At 21.6% G+C, this 20,007-nt stretch carries 18 protein-coding genes; 3 read left to right on the forward strand and 15 right to left on the reverse strand.

Going from position 1 to position 20,007, the window contains the following annotated elements:
• Window positions 1-138: 138 nt before the first annotated feature.
• Complete coding sequence (locus SCORR_RS03000; RefSeq protein WP_094048994.1) at window positions 139-357, reverse strand: hypothetical protein; 219 nt, start codon at window positions 355-357, stop codon at window positions 139-141.
• Between the two features lie 161 nt (window positions 358-518).
• Between SCORR_RS03000 and SCORR_RS03005 the strand changes: the two genes are divergently transcribed.
• Complete coding sequence (locus tag SCORR_RS03005) at window positions 519-2,006, forward strand: MATE family efflux transporter (protein ID WP_094048996.1); 1,488 nt, start codon at window positions 519-521, stop codon at window positions 2,004-2,006.
• Between the two features lie 84 nt (window positions 2,007-2,090).
• Here SCORR_RS03005 and SCORR_RS03010 read toward each other — a convergent pair whose 3' ends face one another.
• From SCORR_RS03010 to SCORR_RS03020, 3 genes are all read right to left on the reverse strand, one after another.
• A complete protein-coding gene (locus tag SCORR_RS03010) occupies window positions 2,091-2,462 on the reverse strand; it encodes a hypothetical protein (protein WP_094048998.1) in 372 nt (123 codons plus the stop codon).
• A 62-nt stretch (window positions 2,463-2,524) separates the two neighbouring features.
• Window positions 2,525-3,226, reverse strand: coding sequence for an ATP-binding cassette domain-containing protein (locus SCORR_RS03015; RefSeq protein WP_094049000.1), 702 nt, complete (start codon window positions 3,224-3,226; stop codon window positions 2,525-2,527).
• Window positions 3,227-3,241: 15 nt separating this feature from the next.
• A complete protein-coding gene (locus tag SCORR_RS03020) occupies window positions 3,242-5,296 on the reverse strand; it encodes a hypothetical protein (protein ID WP_094049002.1) in 2,055 nt (684 codons plus the stop codon).
• Window positions 5,297-5,450: 154 nt separating this feature from the next.
• On the opposite strand from SCORR_RS03020, the gene SCORR_RS03025 reads away from it, so the two are divergent.
• Both SCORR_RS03025 and SCORR_RS03035 read left to right on the forward strand, forming a co-directional pair.
• A complete protein-coding gene (locus SCORR_RS03025) occupies window positions 5,451-5,654 on the forward strand; it encodes a hypothetical protein (RefSeq protein WP_094049004.1) in 204 nt (67 codons plus the stop codon).
• A gap of 932 nt (window positions 5,655-6,586) precedes the next feature.
• Entirely contained in the window at window positions 6,587-6,766 is a 180-nt protein-coding gene (locus SCORR_RS03035; RefSeq protein ID WP_094049008.1) for a hypothetical protein, read from the forward strand.
• 447 nt (window positions 6,767-7,213) lie between these two features.
• Here SCORR_RS03035 and SCORR_RS03040 read toward each other — a convergent pair whose 3' ends face one another.
• From SCORR_RS03040 to SCORR_RS03095, 11 genes are all read right to left on the reverse strand, one after another.
• Complete coding sequence (locus tag SCORR_RS03040; RefSeq protein ID WP_094049010.1) at window positions 7,214-8,113, reverse strand: hypothetical protein; 900 nt, start codon at window positions 8,111-8,113, stop codon at window positions 7,214-7,216.
• A gap of 788 nt (window positions 8,114-8,901) precedes the next feature.
• On the reverse strand, window positions 8,902-9,486 hold the full coding sequence (locus SCORR_RS03045) for a hypothetical protein (RefSeq protein ID WP_094049012.1): 585 nt from the start codon (window positions 9,484-9,486) through the stop codon (window positions 8,902-8,904).
• 190 nt (window positions 9,487-9,676) lie between these two features.
• On the reverse strand, window positions 9,677-10,246 hold the full coding sequence (locus SCORR_RS03055) for a hypothetical protein (protein ID WP_094049016.1): 570 nt from the start codon (window positions 10,244-10,246) through the stop codon (window positions 9,677-9,679).
• A 295-nt stretch (window positions 10,247-10,541) separates the two neighbouring features.
• The gene (locus SCORR_RS03060; RefSeq protein WP_094049018.1) at window positions 10,542-11,063 is read right to left on the reverse strand and encodes a hypothetical protein; all 522 of its coding nucleotides are present in this window, start codon (window positions 11,061-11,063) and stop codon (window positions 10,542-10,544) included.
• 195 nt (window positions 11,064-11,258) lie between these two features.
• Window positions 11,259-11,480 (reverse strand): hypothetical protein, encoded by a 222-nt coding sequence (locus SCORR_RS03065; protein WP_094049020.1) that lies wholly within the window; start codon window positions 11,478-11,480, stop codon window positions 11,259-11,261.
• 66 nt (window positions 11,481-11,546) lie between these two features.
• Window positions 11,547-11,777, reverse strand: coding sequence for a hypothetical protein (locus tag SCORR_RS03070; RefSeq protein WP_094049022.1), 231 nt, complete (start codon window positions 11,775-11,777; stop codon window positions 11,547-11,549).
• Window positions 11,778-12,027: 250 nt separating this feature from the next.
• Complete coding sequence (locus SCORR_RS03075) at window positions 12,028-14,292, reverse strand: hypothetical protein (RefSeq protein WP_094049024.1); 2,265 nt, start codon at window positions 14,290-14,292, stop codon at window positions 12,028-12,030.
• 87 nt (window positions 14,293-14,379) lie between these two features.
• Window positions 14,380-15,810, reverse strand: coding sequence for a hypothetical protein (locus SCORR_RS03080; protein ID WP_094049026.1), 1,431 nt, complete (start codon window positions 15,808-15,810; stop codon window positions 14,380-14,382).
• Window positions 15,776-18,304, reverse strand: coding sequence for an AAA domain-containing protein (locus SCORR_RS03085; protein ID WP_094049028.1), 2,529 nt, complete (start codon window positions 18,302-18,304; stop codon window positions 15,776-15,778). The genes SCORR_RS03080 and SCORR_RS03085 overlap by 35 nt, the downstream gene beginning before the upstream one ends.
• Entirely contained in the window at window positions 18,286-18,570 is a 285-nt protein-coding gene (locus tag SCORR_RS03090) for a hypothetical protein (protein ID WP_094049030.1), read from the reverse strand. Before SCORR_RS03090 ends, SCORR_RS03085 begins: the two co-directional genes overlap by 19 nt.
• Window positions 18,571-19,459: 889 nt before the next feature.
• Window positions 19,460-19,651 (reverse strand): hypothetical protein, encoded by a 192-nt coding sequence (locus SCORR_RS03095; protein WP_094049032.1) that lies wholly within the window; start codon window positions 19,649-19,651, stop codon window positions 19,460-19,462.
• Window positions 19,652-20,007: the final 356 nt, after the last annotated feature.

Here is a 20,007-nt window from a genome sequence, read left to right on the forward strand (position 1 = left end):
AAAAAGTTAGTGATGATATAAACAAGGTTATTTTAATGTAAATCATTATTTGATCAATCAAATAATGATTTTTAGCTTGTGCAGTAGTGAAACCAAATTACAGTAAATTATGAAAAAAATATAAAAACTTAATTACTATTAAAATAATATATAAGTATATAAATTACCATTTCATAGCTTATTTATATGAATGTTGTCTGGATTAAAAGTATAATGAATTGCAAATCAGATCATTAAAATTCCTAAAATAATTAAGACTAATGAAAATAATTTAATAATAAACTCAAATTTTAAAACATTTTTGTTACCGATCGCTAATTTTGTAGAATCATCACTATTAAAATTCTTATCGTTCATAATTATTTCCTTTCTTATATTAAAAATAATAATAAATTAATATTATAAAATAAGAAATAAGTGAAGTTAATATTAAATATGTAAATAATAAATAATATAATATTTTTATAATGTGATTATTAGTTAAGTAAGTATAATAATTATTATAAAGGAAAAAAATAATGGAAGATAATACTTTACCTAAAAAAGAATTAAGCAAAAAAGAACTTCGTAAAAGTTATATTCATGAACCTTTTGCAAAAATAACCACCCCTTTTTATAAGATTGAAAATGCAAAAGATATTTTTAGTATGGCTATACCAATATTTATACAGTTATTATTTACAATATTAATTACTCAAATAAATTTAATTGCTATAAATAATTATAAAGCTGGTGCATATGCTGAAGGAACTTCTAAAGCAGTATTAGCATATAATACTTTACAATTTGTACCAAGTTTAATTGCAACAGGAACTATAATTGTGGCCGGTAACTTAATTGGTCAGGGAAGAAAAGAAGAAGTATCAAGAGTTATAGTTACTGGTATACTAGTTAACTTATCAATTATGCTACCGATATTTATGATAATAACTATACTAAGTGATACAATTGTTGGTTGAGTAGAAGCATCAGCAAATGAACCTATTAAAGATGTTAGTGGACAAGTTATCTTAGAACCAACTGAATTAAAATATGTTTCTGATTATTATCGTTTTACCAATATTAACTTAGTTATGATGAGTGTCTATCAAGTATTTGTCGCTGGTTTACAATCAATTAAAAAAAGTAAAGTAGTTACAATCGGAACAATGATGGCAAACGTTATTGATCTTTGTCTTATATCAATCTTATTATATGGAACTAATATTGCTCCAGTATATAGTTCATTAGTACTACCAATTACAGGATTATTTCAAATATTCTTTATGATGTTTATGTGTTTTAAGTATTTTGATTTTAAAATAAATCGACATAAACAACTAAGTTGAAACTATGCTAAAGAAACATTAAGAACAGGTTTACCTATTACTATTGAAATGGGAGTTTGAAACTTATGTAACTTTGGCACATCAGTTGCGATAGGTCAATTACATTTAGGTACTGGTAATGTTTGAATAATATTACATAGAAATGCAAGTAGTATTGGACAATACTCATCAGCATTTATTCAAGCAATTGGTACTGTAACTGCTGTTTTTGTATCTAGAAAAATTGGAGAACAAGATAAACAAGGAGCTTATGAAATTGCTTTAAATTGTTGAAAGACCGCAATATATGTAACTATAATATCTAACTTAGTTATGATTGCTATTAGTTATCCATTATTATGAATATTAAACTCTAAAGATACTGCTATTCCTTGAGGAGTTTCATTACTTACAATCTTTTCAGTAAAAATATTATTTGATACTGTTAACATGACATTATTAAGATCATTATGAAGTGTTGGAGATTTGTGATTCCCTATTATTATTTCATTTATTACAATGGGTCTTGGTATGGTTATTCTTCCTTTTATAATTGTTAAAGGATTTAATATTGTTGAAGGACCAGGGTTATTATGTATTTATGCATCAGTAATTGTTGATCCTCTACTACGATCAATTGTATATGTAAGAAGATGACTTAGAGGAAGATGACAAAAATATATTCATATGGTTAAATAAATTATATTGGTTATTTATATTTAATAGCTTAATTTATATAAATACTTATTTTATACTTTATAAATTTTAAAAGATTAATAATTATTAAATATTGGTGTTATTAATAAATCCAAACCCATTTTCAAAATTTGGATTAAATTCATCACCTTTTATTTTGTTACATATAACATGCGTTATTTGTTTATTTTTTTTATCATTTACATTATATATATTTCTAAGATTTGCGTAATTAGTTAATTCATTAAATCTTGATTTTGGAATAATATGATCAATATTTCATTTATACTGACTAGTTGGTTGACATGCTTCATAAGAATTAAAGATAATAACTTTTTTACAAAGTGCACATAATTTATGATTAGATATACATTCATCTACTTCACAATCGCAATCTAGAGAATTATTTCAAATTTCTATATCCGTATTTGTTAGAAAATAATAAGGGCTCTGGTTCATATAATTTATCCTTTCTTTAGGAAATTAATACGTTTTAATAAAAAAAATATTTGTTTTAATTATTATCATTTTATAATACTTTTGTTTGTAAAATTTTCTTCTTTTATACCATCATCTTTGATATGATTTATAATTTTATCCCCTTTTTTGTAATTTTTAATATTAATTACTTTTGTATTCTTTATTACTAATAACTTGTTTATAAACCTCTCTAAAAAATCATATGAATGGGAAACAATTACGATTGTTAAACCTTTATTAATTAATTCACTCAATATATTTTTAAAAATTTTATTATAATCTTCATCTAAGTTATCAGTAGGTTCGTCATAAAAGAAAATGGTTTTTTTTATTATTAATTGGATTAACATGTAAACTCTTTTTTTCTCACCAGTACTTAATGTTTTCATATTATTATTTAGTAAATTATTTAAATTCAAATAACTTGCAACCTCATTTATTTTGGTTTTAATGTCTTTCAACTTAATATTTGTTAGGTTACAATAGTGTTCTATAATTTCAATTGGTTTAACATTAGTAAACATATTTGAAACATCTGGAAAATAATTAAAATCTTTGTTTTCGTATATAATTTCTCCACTATCATACTTATTTAATCCAAGTATTATTTTTAATAAAGTTGATTTACCACTACCATTTTCACCAATTATTCCTATCACATCTCTCTCATTTATTTCAAAAGTTACTTCATCCAAAATAATTTTATTTTTAATTTTTTTAGTAATATTATTTATTTTTATCATCTTTTTAAGTCCTTTCTAGATGTTGTTTTCAAATCTACGAATAAATAAAAAATAAGTACATATGTCTAATGTTGATAAAATTATAAACCAAGGCAATATTAAAGCAAAGTAATTTAAAATTTGACCTTTTTTATTTGTAGAAAAATAATTTTCACTATAAATATCAATTTTATAATTATCATCTATAATTGAAGAATCACCTAGAAAATTTGTATCTTTATCATTAGAATAAATTAGTAAATCATCTTTTGTGGGTTTATTATAACTATCTTGTGCATCTCTGTATTGAGAAACATAAACATTTTTCAAGTTACAAATAGAGTAATTTTGATTACTATAGATCTCACTTATTGATTTAACTGACTCGGCCTTGCAAATAGTTGGTGGTTTTTCAACTCCTTTTGGAGGCTCTATATTAAACAATACGGTTCAATATTTTTTATCTAATGATGAGAGTGGATATTCACTCATTATCATTTTATTTGTAACTTTAATCAGTTCTTTTAAATTAGAATTGCTTGCTCAATATTTTTCTTGAAAAATCGTAGATCTATATTTAAATTTATTATTTAGTGAACTGAACTTATTATAATCATAAGTAAAGTTATAAGAAAAATATCTATATTTATTTAGATTATTAACATCATTTACAAGTCTTGTATATTTCAAATTGCTTATTGGTCCAAATATTTGATTTGCAATAAAATAATCATACCTTTCATCATTAAAACCATATAACATATTAGATAAATGGTTCAATAAATTAAATCTAATTGCATTAAAATAGGCATCATTAAGGTCTGTTTGTTCTATGTAGATTTTAAATATATCAGTATTATAATTATTCTCTTCATTTATGTTGTAGAATTCATCTAAAATACTTATATATAAATTAATTAATATTGCGATTTCAGGGTTATTTTTTATTGTTGTGTATCCATTATCTTTTACATCAGCAACTTCTGAGTTATTTTTCTCATCATCAAAATTATACTCATTTGGGATTAAATATTTAAATGTTTTATTGTTTCTATTTATATTATTATCATTTATTCTATTAATATAATTATCATATAATTTCTTATAAAAAATATTATCGGTTACTTTATAAAAGTTATTTCAAATACTTAAAATTAAATTATCTAGCTCATTATCTGATAAATATTTTATTTCATTTAATTTTAAATTAAAAATAGATTTATTATTCTTTATAGAATTTAGTTCGTTTAAAATGAACTTTATAAAAATATTGTCTTTGTTTTTATTTATATATTCATCATTAAATATATAACTATTATAATTAAAATTATTATTAAAATTATATTCAATATAATAGTCAAGTTTAAGATCAATCAAAGATTTTATTAAAGTAGTTGTATCAAGATTATTATTTTCTCTAAAATTATTATAGTTATTTAAAACATTATTTATCATTCTATAAGATGTATTAATTTTAACCTCACCATACCCATTTGTATCGTTTTTTTTAGTTAAACTATTAAGTAGTAATAAGGATGCCATTATTATGGAAGTCAAAAAAACTAATAATGTTATGAAAGTTTCTTGTTTTATGAAAAGAACTAACATATGATAAATTAAATCTAAAATGAAGGATACAAAAAATAAAAAAATTCAGAAAAATAATCTTTGAGAAATTAGTAAAGGCTGGTAGTCCTTATTATAGAATATTAATAATATATTGACTATTATCATTTGTATTATTATTGTTAATGTAATAAAAATTTTTTGTGATAATAATTTAGAAAATCATATAATTTTTTTATTATAACCATTGATTATTTCCATGCTTACTTTTCCGTTTTTCAATGAATCATAAAAATTCTTATTATTAAGTATTATAGTCATAACAGTTAAATAAACAATATTTATTAAAATAAAATAAAAAGTTATCTGTAGATTTACAATTTTTTGCTCATACTCTTCATCCTTACCTATAAAAATTAGTAAAGAAAAAGATACTATATTAGTAATTATCATTAAAGTTAAGACTATACTAAAGAATTTATTTTTTATATTAATTTTTGAATAAATTTTAATTAAATTCTTCATAAACACCTCATAGTTTTATAATATCACTTATATGTTAAATATTAATAAATCAACCCTATAAATTAGTAAATTTTTTTATAAATAATACGCGATTATGTAACAACAATTAACCAGCGATTATGTCACAAGTATAATTTTACTTGGAGGTAATTATATGAAAGGAATTAGTTTAGACATAATGAAACAAATAAAATTAAGCGTAATTAGAGACCTATCAAATAAATTAAATGATATTAACACTAACGCTCAGAAACTCGGTTGATCTAAAAGACATATATATCGTAAACTTAATGGACTTAGAACTATTGGACCTAAGGCTTTTATTCATAAAATCAATGGTAAAACACCAAAAAAATAAGATAAATAAAAGTACTAAAGTTGAGATTATAAAAATTTTTAAAGATAAGTATTTTGACCTTAGTATGTTTGATTACTGAGAAAATTATTGAAAAAATAAAGTTAGTTATTCATAATTAAGAAATATAATGAAAGAAAATAACAAAATTAATTTTACAATGCACAGAAAAACAAAAAGAGAAATTAAATTAAGAAATAAGTACTTAAATTTAATGAATGATATTCCAAATAAAAAAACACCCCTTATACCTATCTTGAAACACCCACGTCCATCTTAAAAAAGAGAGCAAAACTTTGTTCTGTTTTTAAAGCCGATGCTTCAAATCAAGAATGAATAAAAGGTTTTAAAACACAATTGAACATTGTAATCGATAAATCTACTAAAAAATATTAGCAGGTTATTTTAGTGAGCAAGAAACTATAGAGATTTATTATCAAATATATAAAGAAGCTTTTATGAAATATGGTATTCCAATGAAAAATGTTATAGATAACAGAAATGTATTTAGCTCTGAAATAAATAGAGACTCTGAAGGCTATTCAGAGTCTCGTGCTAAATTTCAGTTTATTTTTAATTCTTTAAAATTGCAACAAAATAGACTTCAATATCACAAGAAAGAGCTTTGATTGAACGTACTTTTGGCACACTTCAAAAAGATGACCACAAAGTATTAGAATAAAAACATTAAAACAATTGAAGAGCTAAATGCATATCTTTCAATACTAATTCAAGAATATAATGAATTATTTTCAACTCCTATTAATTACTCTAAATCACTTATTTGAAAATTTACAGAAAATCCCAATATTGTTTTCTCATATAGATCAACAAGAATTGTTAATAATGGTTCCAGCATAAATTTTGATAATAAAAATGATTTGTATGTTTTGGGTTTAAACCATTATATTTAAAACCAAAACAAATTCATTATTATGAAAACACAAGATAATAAATATTATTATTCAATTGGTAATGATGTTTATAACCTTATTGAAATTGAAGACCCTAGAATCCATGGGAATAAATATACTGTTGATAATGAAGGTTATATTAAGATGCAACCTCCAAAATGGAGAGTCCATGAAAATATAGTAATTAATACTTTTCAATAACAAAAGAAAAAATACAAGAAGTGTATATTAAATTCTTGTATTTAGTGAAATAATCGCTTACAATTTACAAGAATTAAATATTTTCAAATAGCATTATCAATACAGATACAAAAATTTGTTATAAAGGATCTTATTTTATTAGCATTTATTAATGCATTAAAAATTAATATTACCTTCCATTATCGGAATGAATAATAGGATTTTTATAAATATTATTTCTATGAAGTAAAGTTTTATCAAGAAAAAATTTTTAAACATTTTATCGTTTTTTAAAGATAATTTACGACACTATACATTAAGTATTTTCATCACTGTTTACTATTGATAAATTTTGAAATATAAATTCTGCAACACTTTCTTTTGTATATTTTATATTTAATAGTTTAAAAAGCAATTTAAATTTATTATTTATCAACCTAATATGATAAATAATTATTAAATAATATACTATTCATAATCAATATCATACTCACCAATCAAGAAATTAGATGTAGGAGTAGCTTTTACATTAATTTTTTGTAAATTTCCATTTCCATATTCATCTTGATCTAATCAAGTTATATTAAGTACATAATCAACATCAATTTCAAGAATCTTATTATACCTTTTTACCCAATAAACAAAATTCTGTTCAACATATCCATAATCACAATAACCAGACCCAAGATCTAGTGTTTCTTTACTAGGGAAATTATACCTTGTTGATAAATCAATAGGTTTGATATTTCATGTATGATTTGTTTGACCTTTAAAATAAAGTGCATTTTTTTTAACTTCTACTGTGAACACCGCACCCTTTATAACATTTCCATTTACTACAAACTTATCATCATATTTAATTGTTAAATCAGATTCCTCAATTTTTTTCATAGATTCTCTGCTTGGCTTTCTTGGTCGAATTTGCAACAAGCCTAATACAATAGAATATTTAATATCTTCAAGTGTCATATTTGCTAATCATCAAGTTTCATCTTTGTTAAACGAACTATTTATATCAATAAAACTTGAAACTAATATATTACTGATTCCCTTATAGTAAATATTGTCATTAATTATTGAAATACTAAAACTTATGCCCCCTTTTAAGAAATCATTATTATCAACTAACTGATTTAAATTATTAATTTTATAATCTATACCATAAACAATACCATTGTAAAATGAAGTTATATCTTCTTTGATTTCTTTAAATGATGTGCCGGCTATAAAGTTAATTTTTGAAAAGTCAATATCTTTTAAGTCTATTTTCTCCTGAGATTTATTGTAAGGATCTGTGCAAGCTATTGATGTTAATGTTAAAGAACTTAAACTTGAAACTTGAAATAATATTATAAAAATCTTTTTCACTTTAATAATCTCCTTTTAATTTTATTGAAATACTTATTGAAAATTTTATTAATTAATTTATTGTAATGTTTATTAATTTCTACCTTAATAGTTTTTATAATTTAAAATATTACTATAAATTTTAATACATCTGTTCAAAGTTTGTATCTCCAATACCCATTAACCCAGAAGATTTAGCTCAAGCTGGATTTCAACCAAAAGCTTCTGCTCCAATATATAATTTAAAACCAACTTCTAATGTATAATAATTTATTCATTTGTAGATTATTCCATTTTACACTTTTATTTTCTAAATTAAAAACTCCTTATGTTTTAATTTTTTGATTAGTAGAATTTAAAAATACATTTGTTCATGATAAAACAATAGTAATATCGCTAAGTAAACTTAGCATTTATTAATTAAATTTTTCCTTCTTTCATGTATTTATATTAATTTTTTTATAACTTATGTACACTTTAATATGTACATTTTTATTATATACTTAGCATAAAGTAAAATTAAATATATATTAAAAGTAAAATTTATTTTATTTATAACAGGCTATTATGTAATAGGTATAATTTACTTAAAGTTAATCTCTTAAAAGCAATTATATCAAACATAATAAAACACACAAAATTTAATATAATTAGATACCTATGATTAAATATATTTTAAATAAAAAGACTTTTAGCTAATTTTGAAATGTAAAATCTAAATTATTAAATTCTATGCTTTATAAAATCAAAAAAAACTCTGCACTAGTAAAATTTTCAGAGTTTTTTAAATTATAATAATTAAATTGCTTTTATGATAAAGTTAATGAAATATTTTTGTGGAATACTTTTTCCATTGAACCACCTAAACTTTTATTATCTTTATCAATTTTAGTTGAAACTTTATAAATATTTAAAATAAAAGTTAGATCATCTTTATTACCTTTTATAGAAGCATTATAAAAGGTTACATTTAAATTTTCGCCATCTTTAGTTGAAGTTGCTTTTAAATCAGCTATTTCTTTATATATTGTATCGAAGTCTCCAAATAGACTTTTTCCTTCTTCAAAACTACCATCAATAAAGTTTAACAAACTCCCTTCGAAAGTTCCTATACTAGTTCCATCAACAATATTAGAAGAATCCAAATCATGGTAATCTTTCCCGAGTTTTTTATCAACTATACTTAATTGTTCATATTTTTTTGTTTCTAAGTTATATACCCCAACTTTTAATGGGTTTGTTAAATATTCAACAGCATCACTATCCTTTTTGTTATCTTGATATGTTAATTCTTTTGATGTATCACTATCACCGCATGAAACAACGTTCATAGACAAAGATGAAGAAGTTGTAACCAAACCAATAGAACTTAATAAACTTAAAATCTTTTTCATTTTTCCCCTTATTTACACTTTTATTCTATCATAGAATAAGTTTAAAAGTAAGTAATAAATTAGAAGTGGTTTAAAAAAACTAAAATATATAATTATAAATAAAAAAAATTTTAATAATATTTTACTAATTAATTTATTTGAAAAAGAATTAATACTATTAGTTAAAAATAGATTCAAGATCAATATTTTCTTATACTCCATTTATAAAGAAACCCTGGAACTTAAACACTTCTTCATTTTTTATATCATTTTGATTACTCGCTGCTTCAATGGTTATATTAAACATATTACCTGCATTAGGTTTATTTTTATTAATAGCCGTTCCACTCTTTAACAATATTTTATTAATCTTTATTAGATTTAAATTTTTATTTAGAATAATAAAGTATTTTAGTATTGCATTAGTTATTTTAGTTTTATCTGTTAAATCATTTAATTTAATATTATTAATATATTGTCCTTCAAATCTTAATTGGTTCTCTCTATTAGATAAATCTATTGGACTTGCTCTAAAAAATACATCGACAAGTTTTCCTTTTACTACTTTAGAGTTTAATGATGATGATAAATTAAACTTACGGTTTATCTTTTGTCCTTGAATAGAGTGAAAGTTATTTAATGATAAATCTATTATATATTTTTTATACTCATTATTTACATAACCATTTAAATTAAATAACTCAGATATTAATTTCTCTTTATCATCAATTGTTAAATCAGAGTCTTTATTTTTATTTTCAAATCCTTCAACATAATCCATTTCTATTTCAAATTTACTTATATCAAATAAATATGTTATGGTTACTTTAAATGAACTATCAATAGCATTTTTATATTTTAATATTATAGCTGTAGAACCAATTGATAATGGTTTAACCGTTAGTTTACTAATATCATCATCATAAGTTACATTATCTATATTTGGTGAGTTATTATCAACACTTAGTTTTTCTCCAGTAATTTTATTTTTATATTAACAGTTTTGATTAATGAGTCATCTTTAATTGATAATTCAATATCATCAACCTTATCAATAACTAGAGTATAAGTTTCTGTTACAGTAACTTTCAAATATTCTGATTTAGTACCATTAGATGCATAAATTCTAAAGTATCACTTCCATCTTTTACTGCTTCAATAGTAATGATAGATTCATTAATAATTACTTTTATAAAAATAGAATTTGTTTTAAGTTTTAGATCTATAACTTGATTATTATATTTAACAATTTCTTTTGATTTAACTCCATCAATTATATTTAATATTAATTCATTTTTACTTAAGTTAATATCAAACTTAGCATCATCTTTATAAACTATAACTAATAAACTTTCTTTTAATGTGTTTGATAAACTAAAATCATTTATAGTCTCTCCTACTTCATTAGCTATTAAATTTACTATAAAGTTATTATTATCAATTGTTGCATTAATAATATTACTTTCAGAATAAGAATCTATTTTTAAATTAATTACATTTTTATTGTAATCAACTTCTAGATTACTTCCATAAGAAATTCTAATTGGTGATAAACTATCTTTAAATATTTTTTCAGATTCAGTAACTTTAATGTTCAATCTCTCTCTTGTATTGTATATATTAGTGTTGAAGTTAATATAATAATTACCAACTACTGTATTTTTATTAATCTCTAGGTTAATTAAATGATTTATGTTAACAACATTTACTATAAACTCATTATCAAACTTTTATCGTGTACTTCTAAATAATTTATTAAACTATTATATGAAACACTCTTGTTTGTTCCTACTTTATTTATAAGATACTTCATTATTATTTAGTATATTTATTTCTTTTTCTTTATCATTAACTTCATCAGTTGATCTTGGTAGATTAATAAATAATGTAACAGCTGATAAAAATGCAATTAATAATATTAATAAAAGTAGTAATATAATTCAAATAATTTTTTTTCTTATTATTATTTTTAATACCAATATTATTATGCTTATTTCTATTAAGAACTTCAGCATTTACACTGCTATTATTATTAAATATTTTATCTTGATTATATGTTTTATTAGTTTTTCTAATTCTTTTTATTCTATTGGTTTATTAAAAGTTTTTTCGACTACTTCTTGATTATTATTAATATCTAAATTATTATAATCAAAATTATTTTGATAACTATAATTAAATAATAATTTAAAATATATTCATAAATTACATATTTCTAATAAAGCTATGCTATTAATCGCAAACTTATAAATAAAATTATATTGTGTTATTGTTATATAAACTGGTATTTTAATAAGAATAATATAAACCATAGTTCTATGATCATTGCTTATATATAAATCTTTTATATAAGAATATGCATCTTTTAAAAAATTAAATCCAATAAAATTCTAATATTTATAATATTTACAACATAATAATAATCTTGAATTAAAATTCAATACAAAATCTCTTCTACTAAATCTTATATTATTATTAAATTGAAATTATAAAGTTTGTTGTAAGAATATTAAATAAAAAAAACTATTAATAAATAGTTATTCAATTAAGTTTTATTTAGTGTTAATAATTATTATTATTTATATAACTTATAATTTGTTTATATAGTTCTATTATATTTTCAATATCTAAATCGATTAATGGTTCATACATAAAGGAATTAATATGTATTAATTCGTTTGTCATTGATAATGCTTTTCTAACAATGAATCTTAAATCATCCGGATAATTTTTGTTATTTCTTAATAAAGAATGTAAGGAGCTTAATCTATATTCTTTAATTTTAATTTCTTCTTTTTCCAATAATATGACAAGACATTTTTCAACCAGTAATCTTATTGAGATTGATAATATTATTTTTCTTTTCAACAAATCATATATTGGTAAAGAGTTAAAATTATTTTCCTTAATTATATTATTTGAGTTATTAATAATAGTATCAATTATATTATCATTTAGAATAATAACTTCATTCAATTTTATACCTCATCTAGAGTAAATTTTAGTAAGATCTAATCATTTTTTATTCTGGCAACTATAATAGTGCAAAGATTCATCTAATAAATTACTATCATCAACAATACTATTTATATTTCTTAAAACAGGAAGTAATGCTGTTACAATATATTTTTTATTATCAGAGTTTTGTAAATTATCTATTCAATTTTTAAATACTTTAATAGCATTATCTTTATTATCATATAATTCTTTACTATCTTTATCAAAGAAATCACAAAAGTCTAGAAGACCTGTAGTTTTATTTTTCGATACCATAATAGTTTTAGTTTTGTTCAAGTCATACTGGCATGACCTAATAAAATCAAAATTATGAGATAGTATAATTAATTTGTTTTTTTTATTATCATGTATAAAATCAAATAGATATTTCAAAATTGAATGTTTATTTTTATAATCAAATGATTCTACTAAATCATCCAATATTAGTAAAATAGGACTTTCATTTTTATATTTCTCTTTAACAATATTAATAGAGAATAATAACTCAAGGAAGAATACAACTTTTTTTTCTCCTGAACTAAGAGTGTCGTCCATTAATGAATCAAAATTTTTGTTTACATTTCCTTCACTATCCTTAACTTCAAAAACAAATTGTGGTGAATCATAACCTAATATAGAATTATATCTATTTTCAATTCTAACATCAAATGGAAAATCAAATAATTCATTATAATCTTTTATTATTTTGTCTCATTTTGTGTCATCATACTCGTTAATTAATTTCTCCTTACTTTTAAAATATTCTTCTACATTCTTAACTTCATTTAAATATTCAATGATAATTTCCTTTTGATCTGAGAAAACTGATTCAAAATAGTCAATTAAAAAATTATCAAGGTTTTCGGTTTCCTCAAATACTCATGAGTTGTTCTCATTTATCATATAACTAACTATTTTTTTTGATACTGAACCAGTTAATTCTTTTTCTATAATTTTTATAAGATTTAAAGTATCCTCGGACTTATATATATCATTTAATACTCTATTATATAAATCATTTAATTTATATTTATTATCAATAATCTCTTCAATGTTATTTACTAAATCCTTAATTACTAATTTATTTCCTACATTAAAAAATTTTTTATTTTTATCGCTAAAAAGTTTGTGTATTTGTTCTAACTCATTAAATGTAAATGAATCATTAGTATAATGAGATGACTTTTTAGTAAATATATGTTCTCTATATGCTTTAATTTTATCAGAGTTTTCCATAAAAACTTTTACCTTATTGTCTAACAAAATCTCTAACAGTTTACAATCTAAATTCTTATCAATAAACTTATTTTCTCATTTTCTAGCTCTAAGAAAATCAATGACTTGTTTTCAATCTAATTCTTTATTTGCATTTGTAATTCTACAAATAATATTATTAACTTTTGAATTGTCCCTAAAATTGAATTTTGACTTTAGAATTTTATAAAGCTTGTCAACTGATATTTTTCTTTTTTCTCACTCTTCTTCAATCTCTTTTTTAAGAAAATCATTTTTTATTAATGAAACAATTCCTTCAATATTAGATAATTTAACTTTATCATATTCATTAACAAAACAAATTACTCTATCATCTGAATCTGATTTAACATTTGTGTAATTTTTATTAAAAATAGTAACGTCATAATCAGGCATTTTATGAAATCATCTCTCTTCAATCTCTTTTGAATTAGTTATATTTTTTAAAGCTTTTACCAATGATGTTTTCATAGTTCCATTATTTGCATAAATTAATGAGCATTTATCTTTAGATAAGTCTAAAGATTTATTAAAACCTTTTATTCCATAGACATTATTAAATTTATTTATAATCATTATATACCTCCCCAATATTATGATTTTACAACTTAATAAAGAAAAAAACACTAATAGTTTGCATTAGTGTTTTTATATATAAGGAAATTATTTGATAAGTTTTAAAACCTTATCATGTACTTTTTTTACTGATTGGAAATAAATTAACTTTTCTTTTAGATTTTCTAAGTTTGTTTCTTTATTTATAGAGTTTTTATGAGCCATGTGTTTATTATAGAATTTTTTTAATGCAACCAAATCATTACTATCTATTTTTATTTTCTTCATATTTTCTCTAACACCTGATTGTGACATTTCACCAACCAGTATGTTAATTTCTTTATGAAGTTTTTCTACATCATTCAAATGATTTGTAACTTTAGTTATATCTTCTTCACTCATAACTCTTTTATCACTATTAAAAATTTCTATTAAATTGCTAATAGTGTAATCTAATTTATTATTTAAACTATAAATTACTAATAACTCTTTTAAATTTGTGTAATTACTTAAGAAAATTTTTAATACATCATCACTTCAATTAAAAGTTTCTTCTTTATTAATTAATAACTTTAGTCCTAATGTAATAAAATTGTTTGAATTCTTAATTTTTAAATATGAATTAACGGTATTGCATTTAATTAAATAAGAATTAATATTTTCTATTATATTTAATAATAACTTATTTTTAACTTCGTATATTTTATTGGAATCTATAAGAAAGTTTAGAGCTAATTCAGAAATATTTTGATCTTTACTATATTCAATCACCGAAGAAGAATATCAGTATGTACCAAAGAACTTACAAATTTTAACTTGTCTAACTCCAACTTCTTCAATAATGTATAGATCACTATCTTTGAAAAATTTAAGTTCTTTTTCATTAAGATTCATGACGTATTCATTATTTAATTGATCAAATCTGCCTTCTAAAATTTGATTATCGTATTTTAAATCTAATAAATTTATGTTCCTCTCTTCAATAGATGAAGTAAAATCCTTTAGTGATAATTCATAATATTTATTAGAGTTATTTACAAGTTTTATTTTACATATATTATTCTCATAAATATATTCATAATTATCATAGTCATCATCGATCAAAATGTTTTGAACTACTTTTGAACTAACAAAGTCTTCATCAGGGTTTAAGTTATTAATTATATAATTCCCATCTTTATAAATATCACCTGCAAATACTTTATTACCAATAATAGTTATATCTAATGACGGGTAATAATAATATTCTCAATTACTTACTTGAAATGTTGGGACTAAGGAATTGTTTAATATATTTTCTATATCTTCACCAGAAAATTCTTTAGACTTTTTAAGATATAGGCTAGAAAATAATTTATATAAACTTCCATTCCCAGTAATTTCTTTTATGAATTCAATAGCTTGTATTGGATCTTTGATATTTTTTATTATCGATGCAACTAAATATAAGTCAAAAGAGGATTTTTTAAATATTTTTGTAACAACTTCAATTTTTCTTAAATACTTAGATAATTTTAAACTTACTATCCCTTTTGTCATAGTTTATTTCTCCATTTGGTGTTATGCTAATTTTTATTCCTTTTGACTCGATATATTCGATAATATTATTTAAGTAATTATTTTTACCACTATTAGGAGCAGACATAACTAATTTTTTTAGATTTATGTTTCCGAACAAGAATAACTTATCTTTCGCTCTTGATAGTGCAACATTAATTCTTCTGAAATCTTTCAGAAAATTAAGTTTATTAATATCCGTAACAACTGTGCTTACCAAAACAATATCTGATTCTTTACCTTGAAAAGCATCTATTGTATCAATCTCGTAACTTCTAAATTTTATTTTTAGTTTATTTATTAGTTTGCTATTATCTCTTATGAAATTCCTCAACTGATCTTTATAAGGAAATATTGTTGATATCTTTATTTCTTGTGGATTTTTAACATTATTAATTAAATAGTTTAACATTACTTTAATTGCTTCGTTTTCATATATATTGAAACGTGATGTAGAGTTTGAACTACTAGATTCAGTTCCATTTAAAGGTTCTATAAAATAAACATCTTTATCATTACTAATTATTTCTTGGTCTTCTTTAAATGCAACTAATTTATCATCTTTATCTTTTCTATTACATTTTAATTGATTATCATAGAACACATTATAAGTAGAAAGAATTTGTTCAGTTGATCTATAGTTCTCATTTAACAATACTAGTCTGTCACTTTCCTCAGCTTTTTTTATAGTTTTAGAAAAGATTGATTCTATATATGTTTTTTCAAGTAAGTCGAACTTTTCTTCATCATAAGATTTTAAATCTTTTACATCATCTTTAGAAAACTCTAAGATTGGTGATAGTTGATAATCATCACCTACTAATATTATTTTTTCTACATACGGTAAGTATCTTAAAACTTCTGTGATTGGGCATTTAGAAACTTCGTCAATAATTAATCACTTAAAGTTTTCTAATACTTGATAACCTTTTCTTCCAGAAATTGCAGTTGTAGTTGTTGTTGCGCCAATCACATAATAATCATCTGGTAACTTTTCAGTAAATGATATTTTCTTCTCTCCCTTAAATTTTTTATAATCATTTAATATGTTATTTTTGATCTCTTCATTTTGATAATCATTAATGTATTCTTCAAATTTTGAAGCTCATGTATCAAATAAAGTTTCATCAATATTATTTAAATCATATCTATTATATTTATTTGTAATTCTTCTCGGAATAACTGGGTCTTTATTCTCAACTAATTTATCCAGTACATTATCAATAGCAATGTGTGTTTGAGATGAGATAATGACTCTCTCTTTTAATTCTTTTGTAATGTATTGGATTATTGAGTTAATAACATGAGTTTTTCCGGTACCTGGAGGACCTTTTATCAATGTAATCGGATTTGAATCAATACCTTTTAGGAATGCTTTTGTTTGAGAAATGTTCAATCCTTTAGTATATAGTTCAATATTATTTATTTTATTATAGATTGTTTCATTTGGCATTTTTGCATCACCAATTAAATATTCTAATAAATTAATTGCGGTTCCACTATTACCTTCTTCAATTAGTTTTAATGAATTTTCAATTGACTCAATTTTTATTTGTTGACCTTTATCATATAATAATAAATATTTGAAATCTATTTCTTTATCATAACTAACACTTAGAACTAAGCTATCTCTATCTTCTTTTATATATATTAATTCAACTTGAACTAATCCATTAATATTATTTGAATTAACTTCACTATAATTACTCAGGAATAAATTTTCTTTTTGTCTAGTTATTTTTTTATATATATTAGTTTTCTTTTTTACTCTTATTTTTTTTAATGTAAGTATATCTTTTTGAATTGATTTATTAATGTTCTCCTTAGAAGAAGGAATTGTATAACCGATTAATATTTCATTATTATCATATACTGGTTCGAAATCTTTATAAATTGTTTGTAACTCATTATTATTATTAAATAATTCTTTACAAGTTGAACTAATAAAATATTCTTTTTTAGATACGTTTTCAATCACAAAATTATCATTATTATTTATTTCATTATATAGTTCTTTATAGTATTTAAATATATCCATAAAATCAGAGAATTGAGATATATTGAAAACAAAATCCTTACTATTGATTAAACTCTCAAATAAAGTTCTTAATTCTTCAATACTACTTGGCTCTAAATCATTAAAACTAATTGATTTAGTAAAACCTTTTGTTTGTTCATACGATTTATTTTTGAACACTTTATACTTATAAATAAACATATTAGCACCTAATGGTGTTCTATAATCACAACTTAATGAAGCATATAAAACTAATAATCCAACTGATAATTTTATTATTACTTCTACATCTTTTATTTCTTTAATTAAATCTGGATATTTTAAATCTTTTTCAATAATTATTTTTTTTGTAGTTATTTTAGAATTAATAAAAGAATTTTGTTTTAATTCAGTTTTGATAATTTTAAATTCCTCAACATTATCAAGGAACTTTGCATTTGTTAATTTGAATTTAATCATTGTTGAACCTCTTTTTTACAATATAATTCTGATATTTTATTTTTATTATACCTATATAATCTTTCACTTTTATCTGTTCTTCTTTTATACAATTTTTTATTTGTTTTTAGTTTGTTAATTCTAGTGTAATTTTTTTCATCTAACATTCTATCAGTAAATAAATTTAGTCTAGATCTAGTTTTTCTTTCTTTAAAATAAATGTCATTCTTCAATGCTGCTTTATATAACTCATATTCTGCTTTTAAAATTAATCTTGGTTTTTCCAAACATCAATCTTTATGGTCTTTCTTAATACCTCTAATTTCTTTAGCTTTGTGACTAGCTTCTTTAAAACTATATGCAATTATAGGTAAATAAATAGCAAGATATTTATTTCTCCCAACATGACCAAATTTACATAATATTAAATAGTATTTTTTGATAGTATCACCTTCCTAAATTTGTAATCAAAAAAAATAACGTCTTATTTTGTTTTTTTTGTTAGGTGTACAACCTACTCAGATTTAAAAACCTTTTTGGGTGTATGGACTTTATTAAAAAGTTCCTTCGTTTTGCATAATTATAATAACATATAGAAAATAAAAAGCAAACATAAATATTTACTTTTTTTAATTTCTTTTAAATGGGTGTACACCTAGTTGTGCAAAACGAAGGAAATACACCCTTGGTTTTTACGTTTTGCAAGTTAATTATAACTTAAAGTACACTTAATGTCTATAAAAAAATAAAATTTAAACGTTAATCTAACAATATCAATATTAATTTATTTTTGTATTTTTTGATTCTAGCATTTCTAAATTTATAAGTAAAATCGATATCATAATTATTTAAAATGTTCTCTTTAACTTTTGATTATAGTTCACTTATTTTTAAAAAGTTGTTATCAAATACTATATATAATCAATAATTTGAATCAAATATCACTTCGTCTTGATTTTAATATAATCATCTTATTAATATCATAGGTTCATTTTTAATAATATCTTTATAGTTACCTAATTTTGACAATTAATCTTTTAATTTTTGACCCACTGACTTAGATACATTTTAATCATACATAACACCATTAATATAAAGTTATCAGATTTATTATGAACTAATGTAGGGATAATATCTTCATAAAATTAAAAAATTACACAATCAATTTAATCATTCCTAAAAGTATTTATTTTTTTTTATTTTTCTAAACTTCTTAACAGAGATAGTTAAAATTTCATCTTTTTCTTCTTCTGCTAGTTCATCTTTTCTATTTAAAACATTAACATAATAATCAAAACCATTTGCATTGAAAGGTCAATTTATATCATAACCATAATATTTGTGGTAATCATCCATTGCAATATTCATTTTACAAAAAGAGTCTTTACCATATTTATATTCGTTTCTTAACTCGGTGAATAGTTTTTATAAATATCACAAAGTATTATGATATCCTTTAAAATAATTAAAATTCGGTATTTTCTTTATAACCATCAAACAATATGCTTGTACATAACTATAATATTGAATATCATTAACAATAAAATTATAATTATATTTCTTAAATTGTTCTGAAACATCACTTGTTCCAGAAAAAATATAACAAAATAATTTTACTTCCTTTGTTATATTATTTGCTTATCAATCACTTCTTCAATATAATTTAATAATCTCTTTTTTAACCAAGATACTACAAAACACTAACTTCATAATTACTATTTTAA

The sequence above is a fragment of the Spiroplasma corruscae genome, from assembly GCF_002237575.1.
GTDB lineage: Bacteria > Bacillota_I > Bacilli_A > Mycoplasmatales > Mycoplasmataceae > Spiroplasma_A > Spiroplasma_A corruscae.